This window comes from Bradyrhizobium ivorense (assembly GCF_900696085.1).
Lineage (GTDB): Bacteria > Pseudomonadota > Alphaproteobacteria > Rhizobiales > Xanthobacteraceae > Bradyrhizobium > Bradyrhizobium ivorense.
Genome location: NZ_CAADFC020000004.1, coordinates 998,347 through 1,016,247 on the forward strand (window position 1 = coordinate 998,347; position 17,901 = coordinate 1,016,247).

Here is a 17,901-nt window from a genome sequence, read left to right on the forward strand (position 1 = left end):
CCGCCCCAGTCATTCCGGGGCGCGAAGCGAACCCGGAATCTCGAGATTCTCGGATGTGCAATCGCACATCCCAGTTCGATGCTTCGCATCACCCCTGGAATGACGATGAACAACCAGGCGCATTCTGCCTCAATCCAGCGTGCGGCGGAAGCGCGTCACGGCGACCGTCATGGCGAACAGCATCAGGCAGGCCAGCGCGATGGTGTCGTAGCGCAGGTTCTCCATCGCCGCGCCCTTCAGCATGATGGCGCGGACGATGCGGACGAAATGGGTCAGCGGCAGCCCCTCGCCGATATATTGCGCCCAGACCGGCATGCCCGCGAACGGAAACATGAAGCCGGACAAAAGGATGCTCGGCAGGAAGAACATCATCGAGAGCTGCATCGCCTGCAGCTGGTTCTGCACGATGGTCGAGAAGGTGTAGCCGATCGACAGATTGGTGGTGATGAACAGCGTGGTCAGGAGCGCCAGCAGCGTCAGGCTGCCGATGATCGGCACGCCGAACACGACGACGCCGATGCCGATGATCAGCGCGGCCTGGACGAAGCCGACGATCACATAGGGGATGATCTTGCCGAACATCACCTCGACCGGCTTGATCGGCATCGACAGCAGGCTCTCCATGGTGCCGCGCTCGATCTCGCGCGTCACCGACAGCGCGGTGAAGATCAGCATGGTCATGGTCAGAATGGTGCCGACCAGGCCGGGGACGATGTTGAGGCGGGATTCCGCCGCCGGATTGTAGCGGGCGTGGGCGCGGATCTCGAACGGCATCTCCGGGGGATCGCCGATATGCAGGTCGTGCGCCAGCGCAGTCTGCACCAGCGGGCCGAGCGCGCCGAGCGCCGAGCCTGATGCCACCGGGTCGGTGGCGTCGGCGGCGACCAGGAGCGCCGGCCTGTCGCCGCGCCGCACCGCGCGCTCGAAACCGCGCGGGATCTCGACGCCGAACAGCACCTTGCCGGATTGCAGCAGCTCGTCGAACTCGGCGACGCTGTGGACCTCCTGGGTAAAGCGGAAATAGGCGGTGTTCTGCATCGCCTTCAGGATCGAGCGGCCGAGATCGCTATCCTCCTGGGTCAGCACCGCGGTCGGCAGATTGCGCGGCGTGGTGTTGATGGCATAGCCGAACAGCGTCAGCTGCATCACCGGCAGCATGATGATCATGGCGAACGAGACGCGGTCGCGGCGAAGCTGGATGAACTCCTTGACCAGCATCGCATAGCTGCGCCGCCAGAAGCCGAACGCCGGCTCCCTGGTCTCGCGGTTCTGGATCGCATCGGTCGCACTCATGGCAACTATCCCTGCTGGAAATTGTCCTTCGAGCGCCCCATCAGGTCGATAAAGACGTCTTCGAGCGACGGCTCGCTCGGCTGCCAGTGCCATTTCGCGTTGCCGCGGTATGGCGTGATGGCGGCCTCCAGCGCCGCCTTGTCGCGGCCGGAGACGTGCAGGCTGGTGCCGAACGGCGCCACCATGTCGACGCCGGGCTTGCCGGACAGCTCGGCCATCAGCCCGTTGAAATCGTCGCCGGTCACCGTGTAGGTCGACAGGCCGGAGCCCGCGATCACCTCGTCCACGGTGCCGTGCGCCAACAGATGGCCGTAGGCGATGTAGGCGATCTCGTGACAGCGCTCGGCCTCGTCCATGTAGTGGGTCGAGACCAGCACGGTGAGGCCTTCGGCGGCGAGCGCGTGGATCTCGTTCCAGAAGTCGCGCCGCGCCTTGGGGTCGACGCCGGCGGTCGGCTCGTCCAGCAGCAGCAGTTGCGGATTGGGCAGCGTGCAGGCGCCGAGCGCGAGCCGCTGCTTCCAGCCGCCGGACAATTCGCCGGCGAGCTGCTCCTCGCGGCCCTTGAGCCCGATCCGCGCGATCATCTCGGACGCCGCGCGCGGCGCGTCGGGCAGGCCATAGAGCCGGGCGACGAATTCGAGGTTCTCGCGCACCGAGAGATCCTGATACAGGCTGAAGCGCTGCGTCATGTAGCCGACCTTGCGCTTGATCTTGTCGGCGTCGCGCCGGATGTCGTAGCCGAGGCAGGTGCCCTCGCCGCTGTCGGGCGTCAGCAGGCCGCACAGGATGCGGATGGTGGTGGTCTTGCCGCTGCCGTTGGGGCCGAGGAAGCCGTAGATCGAGCCGCGCTTGACCTGCATCGACAGGTCATGGACCACCTCGCGCCCGCCGAACGATTTGGTCAGGCCCCTGGCGTCGATCGCGAAGCCGGATGCGTCAGAGCGCGCATGGGTGGTGGCGACGGTCATCTGCGGTCCGCCACCGGGATCTTGGGGTTGAGATGGATGCTGATCGGCTGTCCGACCCGCAGCACATCGGGCCGGCTCGGCCGCGCCTGGATCAGATAGACCAGCTTGTTGCGCTCATCGAGGCTGTAGATCACAGGCGGGGTGTATTCCGCCGTGGTGGCGATGAAGTAGATCTTTGCGGTGAGATCTTCAGCGCAATTGTCGCAGCTCACCTTGACCTCGTCGCCGAGCGCGAGCTTCGGCAGCTCGGTCTCCGGCACGAAGAAGCGCAGCTTCATGTTGCCGGGCGGCATAATCGAGAGCACCGGCCGCTGCGCCTGCACCATCTCGCCCTCACGGAAATAGATCTGCTGGATCGCGCCGGCGATCGGGGCAAAACCCTTGCGGCGGTCGAGCCGGGTCTGCGAGGTGTTGACGCGCGCCTCGGCGATGCGCAGCGCCGAGACCGCGGAATCCAGATTGGCCTGGGTGCCGGAGCCGGTGCCACGCAGCGAGGCGGCGCGGTCGTAGGTCTGCTGCGCATTGGCCAGCGTCGCATTGCTCTGGTTGAGATCGGCGCGCTGCAGATCGTCGTCGACGGTGTAGAGCAGGTCGCCGGGCTTGACCTCGTCGCCCTCGCGCACGTTGAGCTTGGTGACACGGCCGGACTCGTCGGGGCTGGCGAAGATCATGTCGGCCTCGACCCAGCCCTGGAAGCCGGGGTCGCGCTTCTCCTGACAGCCGGCAAGCACCGCCGCCAGCGCGGCGACGGCGAGACACTGCAATATGCGCGACGAGGTCATGTCGTCCTCCGTTCGCCAAAAATCAGATCGAGATGCACCTTGAACATCGCGATGCCGTCGAGCGGCGCGTGGCGGGCGAACAGGCTCTGCCAAATCACCGCGACGATCGCGGGCGCGACGATCAGTTGCGGGAAGTGCGCCAGCTCCTTCTGCCTGATCTCGCCGCGCGTGATCGCGAGTTGAACCAGCCGGTGCATGGCGGCCAGCCCCTTCGACACCACCTCGCGGAAATAGAAATCGGCGATCGCCGGGAAGCGCGGCCCCTCCGAAACGATCAGCCGAATGATGTCGCCGCGCCGGGTCGTTGCCACCTCGCGAATGAAAATCTCGGCAAATCCCTCCACCGCATCGCGCACCGGGCCGGTGATCGTGGGCGGCGCGGCCAAGCGGCTGATCAGCGGGACCAGCGCGGTGCGGATCAGCTCCTCGAACATCGACTCCTTGTCCTTGAAGTGCAGGTAGAGCGTGCCCTTGGCGACCCCTGCCCGCTTGGCGATGTCGTCGAGCCGGGTCGCGGCAAAGCCGCGCGCGACGAACTCGTCCATCGCCGCCTCGACGATGGCCGCCCGCCGCTCCGCCGACCTTTCCGCGCGGTTCGCCACGGGCCTCGCCTCGGCCAGTTTTGCCGAGACGACCTTCGGAGTCTTGGCCGAGGCAGCCCGGATCGCGGCCTGGCGGGGCCGTTGGGGCGATGGGCGGGTCGGTTTATCGGTGCGCTTTGTCATGAGTCAAATATGACTGACTAGTCAGTCATTGTCAAGATGATGGGAGGAAAACGCATATCGGCGCGGAACGTTCCTGGCGGTTTTGCTGCGATCCGACTCGCCGTTCCGGCGTCGCGCACCGATTGACGCGGGTGGTTATAAGTCCCTGCTTTCGCCGGGCCACACTGTCATTGCGAGGCGCGACAGCGACGAAGCAATCCATCGCTCCGCATATGCGGCGCTATGGATTGCTTCGCTGCGCTCGCAATGACGGGGTGAGTTCGAGCCGCAACTCACGCAGCTAGCTCGGTGTCATCACCCGCGCATGCGGGTGATCCAGTATTCCAGGGGCGGTCGTGCTTGAGCCGACAGGCCGCGGCGTACTGGATCGCCCGGTCCATGTGCGCAATTGCGCACAGGCCGGGCGATGACATTCGTGGGCGGGAGCCCTCTCCATTACGATTGCAACGAACTTCGGCCGTCCGGCAATCGAGACGTAAAACGGGGATGCCTAGAGAGGAGAAGTCTCAGTCAAGGACGAGAGGGAATCCCAATGGCAGAAGTTATCGGCACGAGCGATCGGGTGGCTCTCGGCGCTTTCGACGGCCTGCCGGTTCTGAATGTGGCAGACCTCGACGCCGATCCTCACGGCATGTTCCGCAGGTATCGCGCCGCCTATCCCTTTGTCGGACATCAAGCGGGAGGTTACCTCATACTGCGCCATGCCGACATTGAGCGGCTTGGCAATGGTTCGGGTACGGCCGCATCCGAAACGGCCCACCCGGAAATGTTCGGTGTCACCGAGGGAGCGCTGTTCGATTTGTTCGAGCAGGGAATGCTCACCGCGAATGGCGCCGTTCATCGTCGCCGGCGCTCACCGTTCTCCAGAAGCTTTGCGGCGCGCACGATGGCCGATCTGAGGCCGCAGATACGGCGTTCCGCGGAGGAGTTGATCGAGAGCTGGTATGCCGATGGTCGGGTCGAATTTGTCGATCAGTTCGCAGCTCAACTTCCTGCCCGCGTCATAGGGAATCTTCTCGGCCTGCCGCGCGCCGACATCCCGTCCTTTACGAACCTTGTCTACTCCGTGACCCGCTTCTTCAGCTCGAGCATCGTGCCGGACGAAATCCCCGAATTGGAGGCGGCGTGCCGAGGGTTGCGCGATTACGTGGAAAAGACGCTCGACGACAGGCGCAGCGCCCCTCGCGACGATTTCCTCTCGGATTTCCTGGGCAAGGCGGACGCAGCCGGCGAGCTGTCACCTCTCGAGATCGTATTCCAGATCGTGCAGCTGATCATCGGCGGCACCGACACGACCCGCGTCGCCATCGTGATGCAACTGGCACTGCTGCTCCAGCACCGGGAGCAATGGGACGCGGTGTGCCGCGACCCCTCGCTCGTTCCAGGCGCGGTTGCGGAGGCGATGCGCTTCGAGCCGAGCGTGGCATCGTTCGTCAGAGTGACGACCGAGGACATCGAGCTTGGCGGCGCGGTTCTTCCGGCCCGGCAGTTCATCATCTTGTCGACGATGTCCGCCGCGCGTGACGGAGACGCCTATGACCGACCCGACGTGTTCGACATCCGTCGAACCGACCAGCCACGGCTGCTTCCCGCCTTCGGCGCCGGCGCCCATCGTTGCATCGGTGAGGCGCTGGCGCGCGTCGAACTCGAGGAGAGCCTGGCGGCGCTCGCGGCCCGCCTCCCGCACCTTCGACTGGATGAGGCGCCTGTGATCAAGGGGCACAGCGGCATCCGCCGCGTCGATTCCATGCGGATATCCTGGCAGCCGTGAAATCCGGATGCGGCATCGATCTCGGATTACCGCGCGTGGTGATGGTCCCGGCCTTCGCTGGGACGACACGGAGTTTGTGGTGCCGCTCTCAGCACCGTCACCCTGAGGAGCGCCAACGGGTCCGCGCGAAGCGCGGCCCGATGACTTGTTTAGTCCGGAGACATGGCTGACACCTGTTCGGACACATCACTGACAGGTTGACCGTCGGTCAAGTCGATTGATGCGACATACCAACTGGGTGTGCATACGCGCGCTGCGGTCAGTTCCGTCATCCTGAGGTGCGAGCTCTTGCGAGCCTCGAAGGATCGACGGCCACCAGCCGGGCCGTGCACCCTTCGAGGCTCGCCGAAAAGGCTCGCACCTCAGGATGACGGGTTGGTCTGATTCGAGTGCCAAACACCTTATTCGCTGTCATCACCCGCGCAGACCGGGCGGTCCAGTACGCCGCGCCTTCTCGGCTCAATTACCGATGTCTCTGGAATACTGGATCACCCGCCTGCGCGGGCGATGACAGCGCAGAGGGAAAGCGTCAGTTCGGGCAGGGTTGCCCGGCGGCGCCCCACAGCGCCATGTCCTTGACGTGATCCTCGAAGCTGCCCGGCGGCGTGGTGCGGCCCGCCCCAGGGGCCCAGGCCCGGGGGATGAAGCCGCTGAGCGATGCGTCGTGCCTGAGGTGCTCGAGCAGTGCGACGGCGTCGCGGCCGCCGTTGCGCTTGGGGTCCTTCAGTTGCGCGCAGATCTCCGCGCCGCTCTTGCCGAACCAGATGAACTCCACCGGGGCCAGCTGCCAGTCGATGCCGGCGTGCAACGGCGCCGGCGCGGGATCGTTCGGCAAGGTGGTGGTGATGTGACAGGTCGAGCAGGCGATGGTCTCGGCGCCGATCCGGCTCTCGCCGCCATGGATGTTCATGCCATGCACGCGGGTTTTGGTTTCGCCGGCCGGCGTCCACATCGGGATCGCCTTGGCGTCGACATGGCAGTTGGCGCAACGCGGATGGGTCACCACCGCCTCGATCCGCTTCCATGCCTCGAGCCCGTCGGCGCGGCTGACGCTGCCCGCCGGCAGCGCATCTTTGGAGGCATCGTCCTTGGCCACCCCAATCCCGGTCAGGGCCGCGATCGACGCAGCCGCCAGCGCGATCGCGATCAATGCTGCTTTCATGGCGCGCCCCTCACACGAAATCGATGAACTTGTTGAAGGGCATTTCGCGGATCCGTTTTCCGGTCGCCGCGAAGATCGCGTTGGCGAGCGCCGGTGCGGCCGGAGGCACCGGCGGCTCGCCGACGCCCCTCACCTTCGGATCGTTCTCGAGCCCGCGCACTTCGATGACCGGACACTGGTAGATCCGCATCGCTTCGTGGTGATGGTAGTTGGTCTGCTGCACGCCGCCCTTGGCGTAGGTGAGCTCGCAGTTGATGGCGTGGCCGAGCCCCCACACCACCCCGCCCTGCACCTGGTTCTCGAAATTGACGGGATCGACCACCTTGCCGACATCGACCGCGATCCAGACCTTGTCGATCCTGATACCGCGGTCGGTCGCCGTGACTTCGACGACTTCCGCGGTCGGCGTGCCGAAGGCCTCGACGAAGGCGACGCCGCGTCCCTTGCCGTTGCCGAGCGGCCCCTTCCAGTCCGACATCTCGGCGAGGGTCTCGAGCAGCTTACGGTAGTGCGGGACCGCGCACATCTCGATCCGCCCCTTCAGCGGATCGACGCCCGCCGCATGGAGCAGTTCGTCGATGAAACTTTCGGTGAAGAAGCCGGCGGTGGAGGCGCCGACCGAGCGCCACGTGGTGCACGGCGACAGGCCCTGCGCCTCAAAGGTCGTGGCCCGGAAATTCGGGATGTCGTAGTAGACGTTCCACAGGCCGGAGGCCAATTGCGCATCGGGGTCCTTCGAGGGGATGCCGGAACGCTCGAGCAGCCCCTTGAGCGGCGCGGTCGAGGCCAATTGCAAATCGGCCGCGACGATCTTTCCCTTGTCGACGGCGCCTCTGTGCCGGGCGATCGAAATCTGTCGCGGAATGTCCTGGATGAAATCTTCCTCGCGGGAAAACACCAGCTTGATCGGCGTCCCGCGCATCTGGTTGGCGATCTCGGCCAGCACACGCACGTTCTCGTATTCGAGACGGTGGCCAAAACTTCCACCGGTCCATTGATTGTGGAAGGTGACCTGCTCCGGCTTGATGCCGATCGCCGTCGCCGCGACCGACTGCACGAATTGAGGGCTCTGATGGCCAACCCAGATTTCCATCCCGGTGTCGGTGACAATGCCGATCCCGTTCAGCGGCTCCAGCGGCGCATGCGCCAGATAGGGCGCGCGATACTCCGCCTCCACCAACGTGCCGGCCTTCAACCCGGTTTCGACATCGCCGATCTTGCGCCACTCCTTGCCCAAGAATTCCGGCTTGAATGAGGATTCCAGAACCTTCCAATGGTCGGCCTGCTCGGCGGGATAGGTCGATGGCGCCCACTCGCAATCGATCGCCGCGACCGCTTTCATCGCGTACCAGCTGTTGGTCGCGACGACAGCAACGCCGTTCTTGATCTCGAGGATCTTCTTGACCCCCGGCATCGCCTGCGCCTTGCGAGCGTCATATGACTTCAGCGGCTGGCCCTTGTTGGGGTTCAGCTTGACGGAGGCATACATCATGCCGTCCATCTTCAGGTCGATGCCGAACTTGAGTTCGCCCATCACCTTCGATTTGATATCGAGCCGCGTCATCGGCTTGCCGACCAATCGCCATGTCGACGGGTCGCGCGGCTTGACGTCGAGCACCGGCGCAATCTTCGCGGCGTCCGCCGCGAGCGCGACGTAGGGAATTTTGGTTCCGTTGGGCAAGATCACATGGCCGGATTGGGTGCGAACGTCGGCCAGCGCGACGCCCGCGCGGTCGGCCGCCGCGACCTTCAGCGTCTCGCGGGCGACCGCGCCGGCAATGCGCAACTTTTCGTAGGTGTCCGGGATCGTGCTGGATCCGCCGGTCATCTGCAGGCCGGACTTGCGCAGGTTTTGCAGCACGGCGGCGCGCGCGGCTTCAGCGGCCGGACTTTGGTCCGCGGCGAGGAACGGCGCGAACTCATCGGCAAAGCCGGTGTTGAAATAGGCGGGGCTCGGCCCCGCGAAGCGGACTTCGAACTGGCCGGGGTCGAGGTCCATCTCTTCGGCAATCAGGATCGGCTGCACCGAGCCGACGCCCTGGCCGATGTCGGCGTGTTGCGCGATCAGCGTGATCTTCTCCGGGCTGATCTCGACCCAGGGATTGAAAGTCGCGGAATTGGACCCGAGCCCTGCGGCCAATGGATTGCCATTGGCGACTGGAGCGGCCTGTTCGGCATTGCTGCAGGGGCCGAACGCAACGCCGCCGGCGACCGCGGCGGAGCCGATGATGAACGCGCGGCGGGACAGGTTTTGCATGGCGCCCATCTCACTTCTCCGCCATCTTGGCCGCAGCCGCATGGATCGCGGCGCGAATACGCGGATAGGTGCCGCACCGGCACAGATTGCCCGACATCACCTCGTTGATCTGTTCGTCGGTCGGCTTGGGGATCAGCTCGAGCAGCGACACGGCCTGCATGATCTGGCCGGTCTGGCAGTAGCCGCATTGCGGGACCTGATGCTCGATCCAGGCTTGCAGGACCGGGTGCTGCTCCCTGTTGTCCAATCCGTCGATGGTGACGACCGACTTGCCGGCGAGGTCGCCGATCCGCGCCTGGCAGGAACGGACCGCCGCGCCGTTGATCTGAACGGTGCAGGCACCGCATTGCGCGATCCCGCAGCCGTATTTGGGGCTGGTGATACCGAGCTCGTCGCGCAACACCCAGAGCAAAGGCATCTCTGGAACGACGTCAACTCGATGCTTGATGCCATTGACCGTGAGTTCGATCATGTCGATACGCCCCTTCGCGAATGTTGTCGTCCTCACTTCCGGGTAACTGGTATCCGGGGCAGCGTAACGTAGGCCTGCCGGGCTGCCAAGCACGGCAATTAGGCAACCAGCGCTGTCGCATTACGCGAGAGACGACACGTGATAGCGCGTGCTTGCGTACGCGCTCGCGACGCGTGGATGCGACAAATCATCGCCGCGGCGCGTCAGGGTCGCTCGGTGATCGACAGCACATTGCCGTCGGGATCCTTCAGCCACGCGATCCGGGCGCCGGATGGCGATGGCCAGACGCCGAGCTCATCCTGCGCGAGGCGCGGATAGCGCTCGAACACGCCGCCACGAGCGGCGATGCCGCGCACGGCAGCATCGATGTCGGGGACCGCCCAGCCGAGCACGGTATGCGGCTGTGGTATCAACGCGCGCACCTTCTGGACCCGCAGCTCGATCCCCGCGAGATCGTAGACGACGGCAAAATCGTCATCGCAGACGAATTGCAGGCCGAGCACGCCCTCGTAGAACGCGCGCGCCCGCGCGCTGTCGGTCGTCGCCACAAGGTCATCGGGCTGCAACCATCAAGCATGTCGCTCACCGCGGTTGGAGAGGCAGCTTCGCACCTTTGCCCATCCTACGATGTCATTGCGGCCGTGGAAACCTGAGCGGGCCGGCATGCGTTCCGGGGGGAAGGCGGCTCCCGGCCGATCTGCCGATAGCGCTCGAACCCGCCACGGCGCTTATCGCTTCATTGCAGCAAGGCTTGACCTGCCCTACCCTCCGGAGCTGCCACAGCACCAATTGCCGGTGAGCCGATGCTTGCACTGAATGATCCGCTCTGGACCAAGCTCGACGATGCGCATCGCGACCGGGATATTCCGCAATTGCTTGCCAGGTTTTCGCAAGCCTGGGATGACGAGATTGCGAAGTCGCTGCTCTGGGACTGTCTTTGCCACCAGGGCACCTGTTACGGGGCGACCTACGCCGCGATCCCGCATCTGCTTGAGATCGCCGAACCTGACGGCAACCGGCGTGAGCGGTTCGAGATCGCACTGTTCGCCGGATTTGTCGTGCATTGTGTGCTGGAGCACCGGCGAACCGGGGATGAGGCGCTGCCCGGACTTCCCGAAACGACCGAGGCGTGGGATCGGAAGCTCGATTGCTATCGCAGCCTGCTCGCTAGCCTCGAGGATCGAGGCCGAGACATCTCGCATTACGAGCGCAATGAACTGTTGCCGCGCTACGGGAAAATTCTGCGCGCGGCGCCGATCGGCCGCGCCGATATCGTCCGGATCAAGGCAATCAGGACCGAGTTTCTGTCCGCGCTGCCGCGGATCGGCAAGATGTGCGAGCAGGCGTTGGTGGAGATGTCGCATGACGCGAGCGGCTTGGTGCCGTTGCTCGGAGGCGTTGCCGCCGCGGAAGGGCACCGCGACCTCGCCGGCCTTCTCTTTCATGAAGAAGCCAGCTCACTGAGGTGCACGCATTGCGGCTGGGGCTATCGATACCTCCTGTTCGGCAACCAGATGGCCCTCTATGCCGATGAGCATCCACCCTCGGCAAAGCCGGCGGCTATCTTCGCCGACAGCGCGCTGCTGCGCGACCACAAGGAGAAGGCAGCCTCGCGACACGACAGCCTGGTCGTCCCCGCGGCCGACACCGACGCGCTCGCGCCTTCGCTGGCGCGGCTGCTGTTGCTCGCGGAGCGCGCGCCGGCCCAGCGGCCTGCCGTGCTGCTGCGCAATTTCCTCGGCAGCTTTCGTTGCCGGCAATGCGGCGCGATCGGGCCGCTCTGCGTTACCTGAGGTGATCGGTGTCGGCGCGGCCCGCCGCTAGCTGTGAAACTTCAAGCCGTCGAGGATCTTGTCGACCACCTTTCGCTCGGCGCGGACGGCAAGGCCGACCAGGTTGAGCTCGGCGCGCGCCACCGCCTTCACCACCTCGCGGTTGGCGGCATCATGCGTGGTCTTGAACATGTCCTCGGTGTAGAGCGCAGGCTTGACGTCGCGCGCCAGTGCGCGCTCCAGCGCCCGCGACAGCTGGGCGCGGTCGGCGCCGTAGATCAAGATCGGCTGGCCGATCAGGGACAGATATGTCGTCCCCGAGCCATCCTGGTAATTGTCGCCGATACATTCGGGAAATGACGCCGCGATGCCGCCCGACAGGAACGACGCGACGTTGAGCTTCTGCCAGACTTCCAGGTCGGTGCGGATCACGACCGCGATCTTGGTATCGAATTGCATGGCGCGAGTGTAACGGCATTGCACCGAACAAGACCAGCCCTGACGGCATACTCCATCCTGTCATATTCGCCGTGCACGCGACATGCGGGATCGAGACTCGGCACGTTTCGTCGAACCGCGCCTCACGCAGTCCCGCGCGCCACGTCGCTGAGCCGGCCGAGATCGAGAATGCGGACGCCGCCGCGGCGGCACTGAATGATCTCGTCCTGCTCGAGATGGCGGAGCAGTTCGTTGACGGTCTGGCGGCTGAGCGAGAGCATCATGCCGAGCCGCTCCTGCGAGACGCGCACGCTGCGCTCCGGCGCCGCCACTCGCTGGCCATAGCCCTCCAGCAGATTGATCAGGCAGCGCGCCAGCCGCACCTTCGGCGGCTCCAGCGCCATGTCCTCGAGCAGCGTGAGCGCGATCCTGAGCTTACCGACCAGCAGACGCCCAAGCTGCTGCCAGCGGCCGGGATCGTCGGCCAGGAGCTTGCTCAAATGACGCAGCGGCAGATGCAGCACGGTCGAGGCGATGTCGGCGAGCGCGTCGTGGGTGCGCGGACCGCCGTCGAACAGCGCGATCTCGCCAAACCATTGCGGCGCCTCGACCATGGCGGCGATCGATCCGCGGCCCGACGGCGCGCTGCCACTGAAGCAGATCGCGCCCGACAGTACGCAATACAGGCCGTCGCTGGCGTCGCCGCGGTGGAACACGGCGCCGCCGACCGGCACCGTGATCACGCGTGACACATCGAGCACGGCCTGCCGGAACGCCGGATCGAGCGCGATGAACCACTCGCTGCTTTCCAGCACGGCTTGCTGCGCAGGCGTGAGCGCCGCGGCTCGTCCGGCCTCCTTGGTCGCTCCCATCTGCATCACATCCCCGTGCGCTGTGTCGGCCCGCCGACAGACGGCGCGCGCATGATGCGGCTATGCCATCGCCCACGCAACATCGGTGGGTGAACTGAATGATTTCGCTGCGCTACAACTGGAAGCTGGCTTCGGCCATCGCTTGCCTGGGCTCGGCCACGGCGGCCTTCGTCGGGCGCGACGCGCTGGCGCGCGCGGCCGCGGTTCCCGTGCATTTTGCCAGCCACCAGCTGTGCTCGGCGACCTTCGTGGCGGGACTCGATCCTGCACAGTTCTTTGCCGAGGCGATCAAGCCGAAGCTCGGCCCGGCCGGCGGGCTGATCCGTTACGAGATCGACCGGCAGCGGCAGGAGGTGCGGACCAGCCTCGCGGGCCTCGTCGAGAGCCGCGCCGTCAACGACGGGCCGTTCGGATGCCGAGTGCTGCATCCCGGGCGCGAGGCGCGGTTCTTCCGCGGCGAGAACGACGATCAGCAGCCCGCCGCCGCGGCGATGCCGCCGCTCGCAGGCCCTGAGGTCGTCGCGCCGGTCAATGCAAAACTGGCCGAGGCGCTGGCGCACGCGTTTGCCGAATCCGATTCCGGGCCGCGGCGCTTTACCAAAGCCGTCGTGGTGCTGCATCGCGGACGCATCGTCGGCGAGCGTTATGCGGACGGCGTCACGCCGGCGACGCCGCTGATCGGCTGGTCGATGACGAAATCCGTGACCAATGCCCTGCTCGGCATTCTCGTGCGCAGCGGCAAGCTCGACATGAGCGCACCGGCGCCGATCGTCGAATGGGCAAAGGTGCAGGACCCGCGCCGATCGATCACGCCCGACCAGATGCTGCGCATGACAAGCGGCATCCGCTGCGGCCAGTCGATTCATACGGCGGGATTTTTCACCATCTTCGACGCCGACGCCCAGATGGAATACGACATGGCCGATCAGTCCGGCTTCGCGGCCAATGCCGGCCTGCGCGCCGAGCCCGGGCAGGAATGGCGCTACACCAACGGCAATTTCGTGCTGCTGTCGCGGATCATCCGCAACCTCGCCGGCGGCGACGCCAATGCGACCCGACAGTTTATCGCGCGCGAATTGTTCGAGCCGGTCGGGATGCAGCATGCCACGATCGAATATGACAGCACCGGCATTCCGCTCGGCACCATCCATCTGTGGGCCAGCGCGCGCGACTGGGCGCGCTTCGGCCAGCTCTATCTGCGCGACGGCGTCACCGAGAGCGGCTGGCGCATCCTGCCCGAGGGCTGGGTCGACTATTCGGCCACGCTCACGCCGCAGAGCGCCGACGAATACGGCTATGCTGCCGGCTTCTGGACCCAGCGCGGCAACTCGGCCGCGGCGCGCGGCCGCATCGCCGGCGGCTTTCCAGCCGACAGCTTCATGGCCGCCGGCAGCCAGGGCCAGTATGCGATCGTGATGCCCTCGCACGACCTCGTGATCGTCAGGATCGGCTGGTCCTACACGGACAATGACGACCGCGTTGCGACCGAGCGGCTGGTTCGCGAGACCATCGCCGCCCTGCAGCCGGACAAATTGACGAAATACTGATCGCGGCGGTTTCGGCGCGCCCTGAACCGCCGATTGCGCGGCGGCGACTAAAGACGTGCGGCTCCGCGAGAGCCGTATGTCCCCGCTTCGGACCCGCATCGATGAAGAGACGTCTTTCGCTGCTTGCATCGGCCACAATGCTCTGCTTCGTCGCGGCGCTGATCCTGCCGACGATCCAGAGCAAGGCCGAGGTCCCGCTCGCCGCCAACTGCACCGGCAAGCCCGACGTCGCCTGGCGCGAGCAGGTCGAGGGATGCACCACGGCAATCGAGTCGGGGAAGTACGCGGGGAAGGCGCTTGCAAAGGCCCTCACCTTCCGGGCACAGGCCTATGCGCAGACCGGCGATCTGGACAGGAGCCTCGCCGATATCGAGCAGGTGATCCGGCTCGATCCCGACGACGCCTTCGCGTTCGGCGCGCGCGGCGATCTGCATCTGGTGCGGAAGGATTACGATGGCGCGCTGGCCGACTATGACAAGGCGATCGCGCTCGCCCCCAACAACGATCTGGCGATGGCCGGCCGCGGCATCGTCTTCCTCGCCAAGGGCGAGCTCGACCGCGCGCTCACCGAGTTCGACCATGCGGTGAAGCTGCAGCCGGCCTCCGCCGCCGCGCTGTACTGGCGCGGCATCACGCGGCGCCAGACCGGCGATGCGGCCGGCGCCGAGGCGGACATTGCGGCGGCGAAGAAGATCGATCCCAAGGTCGATCAGTAGTTGGATTTGCTAGCCCTTGGCGTCGCAGGCCCAGGCGCGGATCACGCATTCCTTGCCGCCATAGTCGTAGCATTTGCGGGTGGCGGCGTTGAGCGAAGAGGAGATTTGCGGCGCCACCGCATAGCCATGCGCGCCGCAGGGATTTTTCAGGTCGATCGAGAGCGCGGCGCAGGCGCGCCTCATGGTGACGGTGGTGCAGTCGCCCTTGCATTGTTTTTGCGCAGCGGCGCGCGCCGCGGCTTCCGCCGGGTAGTCGTAGGCCTGGCCATAGGCGCCGCACTTGCCGACCGCGAACGCGCCGGCCGCATGCGCCCTGGTGATGAAGGTCTCCGTGGCGAAACGGGCGGCGCCCAGCAGCAATGTCAGGCCAAGAATCATCAGCGCGCGGCGCTGCGCGGCGGCGGTCGAAACGATCAAGTGAAATTCCCCCAAAGCCCGGCGCGGACTCTACGCGGGGGTCGTTTCCAGATGGTGAATGACGGGTTGATGGAAGACCAACCCAACTCCATCGACGCGTCGTCCCGGCCTAGTGCGCAATTGCGCACGGGGCCGGGACGACGGGGGAGAGGTTGTGCGCACAATCTATCACCGTCACCCTGAGGCGGCCGCTTCTTCAGCGGCCCTCGAAGGGTCGACGGCCCCGCTGGTGGCCGATTCATCCTTCGAGGCTCGCCGAAGAGGCGAGCACCTCCAGCGACAAAGGCGAAGCCTTTGCGCGGGGATGACGGGTTTGTTAGCGGTAGGTTTTGTCAGCGACGCAACACATCAGTGCCGTCCCGGCGAAAGCCGACATAACGGTTGCCAGCCTTCGGCGGGACGACAACTAACCCCGCCTGGCGGCTTCCAGGGCCTGCGGGGTGTCGATGTCGAGGAAGGCGCTGTCGCCTTCGACCGGGACTTCGGCGACGGCCTCGGCGTGCTTGGCGATCAGATGGCGGGCGCCGATGTCGCCGTCGAGCGTCATCAATTCCTTGAAGAAGCGGCGTGACCACAGCACCGGATTGCCGCGGCGGCCCTCGCTGACGGGCACGGCGATCAGATGGCCGCGGTCCGGCGCAAAGGTCTCGATCAGGCGGTCGATCAGCTGCGCATCGATCAGCGGCATGTCACCGAGGCAGACGACGGCGCCGTCGGCGCTGTCGGAGACCGCCGCGATGCCCGCCTTCACCGAGCTCGCGAGGCCGCCGGCAAAATCCGGGTTGCGGGCGAATGTCACGTTGAGCCCTTGCAGGGCCTGCTCGACCAGATCGGCCTGGTGGCCGGTGACGACGATCACCTCCGCGGCCTTCGAGGCCAGCGCCTGCTCGGCGACGATGCGGACCAGCTTCTTGCCGTCGAGCTCGGCGAGCAGCTTGTTCGGGCCACCCATCCGGGTCGAGCGTCCCGCGGCGAGCACGATCGCCGCGACCTTGCGGTTGCCCTCGGTGTCGGGGACGGTGCGCGGCTGCGGCCGCGTCACGATCTCCATCAACAGGCCGCCGACGCCCATCCCGGTGAGATCCGAGCGCGTCACCTTGATGCCGGCGAGCAGCCGCATCAGCACCCAGTCGAAGCCGTTCTCGACCGGCGAGCGCGCGCAGCCCGGCGCCCCCAGCACCGGCACGCCGCCGGCGCTGCCGATCAGCAAGAGATTGCCGGGATCGACCGGCATGCCGAAATGCTCGACCGCGCCGCCGATCTCGGTGATTGCGGCCGGGATCACGTCGCGCCGGTCGGCGATCGCGGACGCCCCGAACACGATGACGAGCTCGGCGCCCAAGCCGAGCAATTCCTTGATCGACGCAGCCAGCACCGTCTCGTCATGCGGCACCCGGCGCTCGGCGATGATCTCGGCACCCGCCGGCGCCAGCCGCTCCGCGGTGACGCGCAGCGTCTTGTCGATCACTTTTGGCGACAGCCCCGGCAGCAAGGTCGAGACCACGCCGACCTTCTTGATCACATAGGGCGCGATGCGCAGCGTATCCTTGCCGGCCACCGCGACCGCCGCATCGCGCAGCCGCCCTTCGACGCCGAACGGGATCAGCTTGACGGTCGCGATCATCTCGCCTTCGACCACCGGCTTGTAGGCCGCGAGCGTCGCGAAGGTGATGGCCTCGTCGACGTCGTTGATGCGGTCGACCGCGGCGCGGTCGACGACGAGAACACCCGGACGTCCCGCGAACAGGTTGGAGCGGCCGGTGAAGGCGCGCTCGACATTGACGCCCTCGCCCGCCACCGCCTGGGCGATGCTGGCGGCCGCGGCATCCTCGGAGACGTCGCCGTCCTCGAGCCGCACCACGACGACGTCCTTGACGCCGGCCTTGGTGAGCGCCTCGACCTCTTCAGGGCCGATCGTGGTGCCCTTCTTGAGCACCAGCGCGCCCTGGCGCAGCGTGTGCACGGTGACGCCGCCAATCGCGTCGGCCGGACTGGCGGGACCGAACTTCATGCCGCTTCTTCTTTTTCTTTGGGAGGCAAACGCAGCTGCGCGGTGATCTCGGCCATGATCGCCACCGCGATCTCCGCCGGCGACACCGCGCCGATGTCGAGGCCGATCGGCGCGTGGATGCGCGCGATGTCGCTGTCCTTGGCGCCCTGCGCGCGCAGCCGCTCGCCGCGCTTGGCATGGGTCTTCCGCGAGCCGAGCGCGCCGATATAGAAGCAGTCGCGGTCGAAGGCGTGCATCAGCGCCGGATCGTCGATCTTCGGATCGTGCGTGACCGCGACGAACGCGGTGTAGTGATCGACATTGAGCGGCGGCAGTGCGACGTCGGGCCATTCGGCGATCAGCGGCACGTCGGGAAAGCGCTCGGGGCTGGCAAAGGCCGTGCGCGGATCGACCACCGTGACGTCGTAGTCGAGCGCGCGCGCCAGCGGCGCCAAGGCCTGGCTGATATGCACCGCGCCGATGATCACGAGCTTTGCGGTCGGCGCGTAAACGTTGAGAAACAGTTTTTTGCCGGCGACCTCGACATTACCGCTCTTGCCCATCCTGAGCTGCTTCGAAAGTTCAGCACACAACGGATCGGCGGCGATGTCGTTCGCCTTGACCAGCCGCTGCTCGCCATTGGCGGTGTCGGTGACGACGATGACCGGGCGGCGCGCGGCGCGCTCGGCGTTCAACTCCTTGAGGGTTTCGAGCTTCAC

17 protein-coding genes are annotated in these 17,901 nt (G+C 66.0%); 4 read left to right on the top strand and 13 right to left on the bottom strand.

Annotated features, from left to right (window positions below):
- Nucleotides 1–129: 129 nt before the first annotated feature.
- The 4 genes from CI41S_RS05420 to CI41S_RS05435 are packed head-to-tail and all read right to left on the bottom strand — an operon-like array spanning nt 130 to nt 3,768.
- Nucleotides 130–1,293: an ABC transporter permease gene (locus CI41S_RS05420; RefSeq protein ID WP_139484700.1), complete on the bottom strand. Its 1,164-nt coding sequence runs from the start codon at nt 1,291–1,293 to the stop codon at nt 130–132.
- A 5-nt stretch (nt 1,294–1,298) separates the two neighbouring features.
- Nucleotides 1,299–2,261, bottom strand: coding sequence for an ABC transporter ATP-binding protein (locus tag CI41S_RS05425; protein ID WP_139857732.1), 963 nt, complete (start codon nt 2,259–2,261; stop codon nt 1,299–1,301).
- On the bottom strand, nt 2,258–3,043 hold the full coding sequence (locus tag CI41S_RS05430; protein ID WP_139857733.1) for an HlyD family secretion protein: 786 nt from the start codon (nt 3,041–3,043) through the stop codon (nt 2,258–2,260). Before CI41S_RS05430 ends, CI41S_RS05425 begins: the two co-directional genes overlap by 4 nt.
- A complete protein-coding gene (locus tag CI41S_RS05435; protein ID WP_139857734.1) occupies nt 3,040–3,768 on the bottom strand; it encodes a TetR/AcrR family transcriptional regulator in 729 nt (242 codons plus the stop codon). Before CI41S_RS05435 ends, CI41S_RS05430 begins: the two co-directional genes overlap by 4 nt.
- A 532-nt stretch (nt 3,769–4,300) precedes the next feature.
- Between CI41S_RS05435 and CI41S_RS05440 the strand changes: the two genes are divergently transcribed.
- A complete protein-coding gene (locus tag CI41S_RS05440; RefSeq protein WP_139857735.1) occupies nt 4,301–5,539 on the top strand; it encodes a cytochrome P450 in 1,239 nt (412 codons plus the stop codon).
- 529 nt (nt 5,540–6,068) lie between these two features.
- On the opposite strand, the gene CI41S_RS05445 is transcribed toward CI41S_RS05440, so the two are convergent.
- The 4 genes from CI41S_RS05445 to CI41S_RS05460 all read right to left on the bottom strand — a co-directional run bounded on the left by CI41S_RS05445 (nt 6,069) and on the right by CI41S_RS05460 (nt 9,978).
- Nucleotides 6,069–6,701, bottom strand: a complete 633-nt coding sequence (locus tag CI41S_RS05445) for a hypothetical protein (RefSeq protein WP_139857736.1) — start codon at nt 6,699–6,701, stop codon at nt 6,069–6,071.
- Nucleotides 6,702–6,711: 10 nt separating this feature from the next.
- A complete protein-coding gene (locus CI41S_RS05450) occupies nt 6,712–8,967 on the bottom strand; it encodes a xanthine dehydrogenase family protein molybdopterin-binding subunit (protein WP_139857737.1) in 2,256 nt (751 codons plus the stop codon).
- 1 nt (nt 8,968) lies between these two features.
- Nucleotides 8,969–9,430, bottom strand: coding sequence for a (2Fe-2S)-binding protein (locus tag CI41S_RS05455; RefSeq protein ID WP_172627924.1), 462 nt, complete (start codon nt 9,428–9,430; stop codon nt 8,969–8,971).
- Nucleotides 9,431–9,633: 203 nt separating this feature from the next.
- The gene (locus tag CI41S_RS05460; RefSeq protein ID WP_210242623.1) at nt 9,634–9,978 is read right to left on the bottom strand and encodes a VOC family protein; all 345 of its coding nucleotides are present in this window, start codon (nt 9,976–9,978) and stop codon (nt 9,634–9,636) included.
- Nucleotides 9,979–10,233: 255 nt separating this feature from the next.
- On the opposite strand from CI41S_RS05460, the gene CI41S_RS05465 reads away from it, so the two are divergent.
- Nucleotides 10,234–11,223, top strand: coding sequence for a hypothetical protein (locus CI41S_RS05465; protein WP_139857739.1), 990 nt, complete (start codon nt 10,234–10,236; stop codon nt 11,221–11,223).
- 27 nt (nt 11,224–11,250) lie between these two features.
- Here the strand turns inward: CI41S_RS05465 and CI41S_RS05470 are convergent, their stop codons facing one another.
- The gene (locus CI41S_RS05470) at nt 11,251–11,661 is read right to left on the bottom strand and encodes a DUF2000 family protein (protein WP_139857740.1); all 411 of its coding nucleotides are present in this window, start codon (nt 11,659–11,661) and stop codon (nt 11,251–11,253) included.
- Between the two features lie 122 nt (nt 11,662–11,783).
- Nucleotides 11,784–12,512: a Crp/Fnr family transcriptional regulator gene (locus tag CI41S_RS05475; RefSeq protein ID WP_172627925.1), complete on the bottom strand. Its 729-nt coding sequence runs from the start codon at nt 12,510–12,512 to the stop codon at nt 11,784–11,786.
- A 98-nt stretch (nt 12,513–12,610) separates the two neighbouring features.
- Here CI41S_RS05475 and CI41S_RS05480 point away from each other — a divergent pair, with 98 nt between their 5' ends.
- The gene (locus CI41S_RS05480) at nt 12,611–14,059 is read left to right on the top strand and encodes a serine hydrolase domain-containing protein (RefSeq protein ID WP_139857742.1); all 1,449 of its coding nucleotides are present in this window, start codon (nt 12,611–12,613) and stop codon (nt 14,057–14,059) included.
- 101 nt (nt 14,060–14,160) lie between these two features.
- Nucleotides 14,161–14,775 carry a tetratricopeptide repeat protein gene (locus CI41S_RS05485; RefSeq protein WP_139857743.1) on the top strand — a complete coding sequence of 205 codons (615 nt, stop codon included), beginning with the start codon at nt 14,161–14,163 and terminating at the stop codon, nt 14,773–14,775.
- A gap of 9 nt (nt 14,776–14,784) precedes the next feature.
- On the opposite strand, the gene CI41S_RS05490 is transcribed toward CI41S_RS05485, so the two are convergent.
- From CI41S_RS05490 to CI41S_RS05500, 3 genes are all read right to left on the bottom strand, one after another.
- Nucleotides 14,785–15,192, bottom strand: coding sequence for a DUF4189 domain-containing protein (locus CI41S_RS05490; protein WP_244626409.1), 408 nt, complete (start codon nt 15,190–15,192; stop codon nt 14,785–14,787).
- A gap of 406 nt (nt 15,193–15,598) precedes the next feature.
- Entirely contained in the window at nt 15,599–17,203 is a 1,605-nt protein-coding gene (locus CI41S_RS05495; RefSeq protein ID WP_139857744.1) for an NTP transferase domain-containing protein, read from the bottom strand.
- A complete protein-coding gene (locus CI41S_RS05500) occupies nt 17,200–17,901 on the bottom strand; it encodes an XdhC family protein (RefSeq protein ID WP_139857745.1) in 702 nt (233 codons plus the stop codon). The genes CI41S_RS05495 and CI41S_RS05500 overlap by 4 nt, the downstream gene beginning before the upstream one ends.

Excerpts from the sequence above, each read along its gene's own strand:
- CI41S_RS05420 (WP_139484700.1), bottom strand. The coding sequence starts at position 1,293 with ATGAGTGCGACCGATGCGATCCAGAACCGCGAGACCAGGGAGCCGGCG.
- CI41S_RS05425 (WP_139857732.1), bottom strand. The coding sequence starts at position 2,261 with ATGACCGTCGCCACCACCCATGCGCGCTCTGACGCATCCGGCTTCGCG.
- CI41S_RS05430 (WP_139857733.1), bottom strand. The coding sequence starts at position 3,043 with ATGACCTCGTCGCGCATATTGCAGTGTCTCGCCGTCGCCGCGCTGGCG.
- CI41S_RS05435 (WP_139857734.1), bottom strand. The coding sequence starts at position 3,768 with ATGACAAAGCGCACCGATAAACCGACCCGCCCATCGCCCCAACGGCCC.
- CI41S_RS05440 (WP_139857735.1), top strand. The coding sequence starts at position 4,301 with ATGGCAGAAGTTATCGGCACGAGCGATCGGGTGGCTCTCGGCGCTTTC.
- CI41S_RS05445 (WP_139857736.1), bottom strand. The coding sequence starts at position 6,701 with ATGAAAGCAGCATTGATCGCGATCGCGCTGGCGGCTGCGTCGATCGCG.
- CI41S_RS05450 (WP_139857737.1), bottom strand. The coding sequence starts at position 8,967 with ATGGGCGCCATGCAAAACCTGTCCCGCCGCGCGTTCATCATCGGCTCC.
- CI41S_RS05455 (WP_172627924.1), bottom strand. The coding sequence starts at position 9,430 with ATGATCGAACTCACGGTCAATGGCATCAAGCATCGAGTTGACGTCGTT.
- CI41S_RS05465 (WP_139857739.1), top strand. The coding sequence starts at position 10,234 with ATGCTTGCACTGAATGATCCGCTCTGGACCAAGCTCGACGATGCGCAT.
- CI41S_RS05470 (WP_139857740.1), bottom strand. The coding sequence starts at position 11,661 with ATGCAATTCGATACCAAGATCGCGGTCGTGATCCGCACCGACCTGGAA.
- CI41S_RS05475 (WP_172627925.1), bottom strand. The coding sequence starts at position 12,512 with ATGGGAGCGACCAAGGAGGCCGGACGAGCCGCGGCGCTCACGCCTGCG.
- CI41S_RS05480 (WP_139857742.1), top strand. The coding sequence starts at position 12,611 with ATGATTTCGCTGCGCTACAACTGGAAGCTGGCTTCGGCCATCGCTTGC.
- CI41S_RS05485 (WP_139857743.1), top strand. The coding sequence starts at position 14,161 with ATGAAGAGACGTCTTTCGCTGCTTGCATCGGCCACAATGCTCTGCTTC.
- CI41S_RS05495 (WP_139857744.1), bottom strand. The coding sequence starts at position 17,203 with ATGAAGTTCGGTCCCGCCAGTCCGGCCGACGCGATTGGCGGCGTCACC.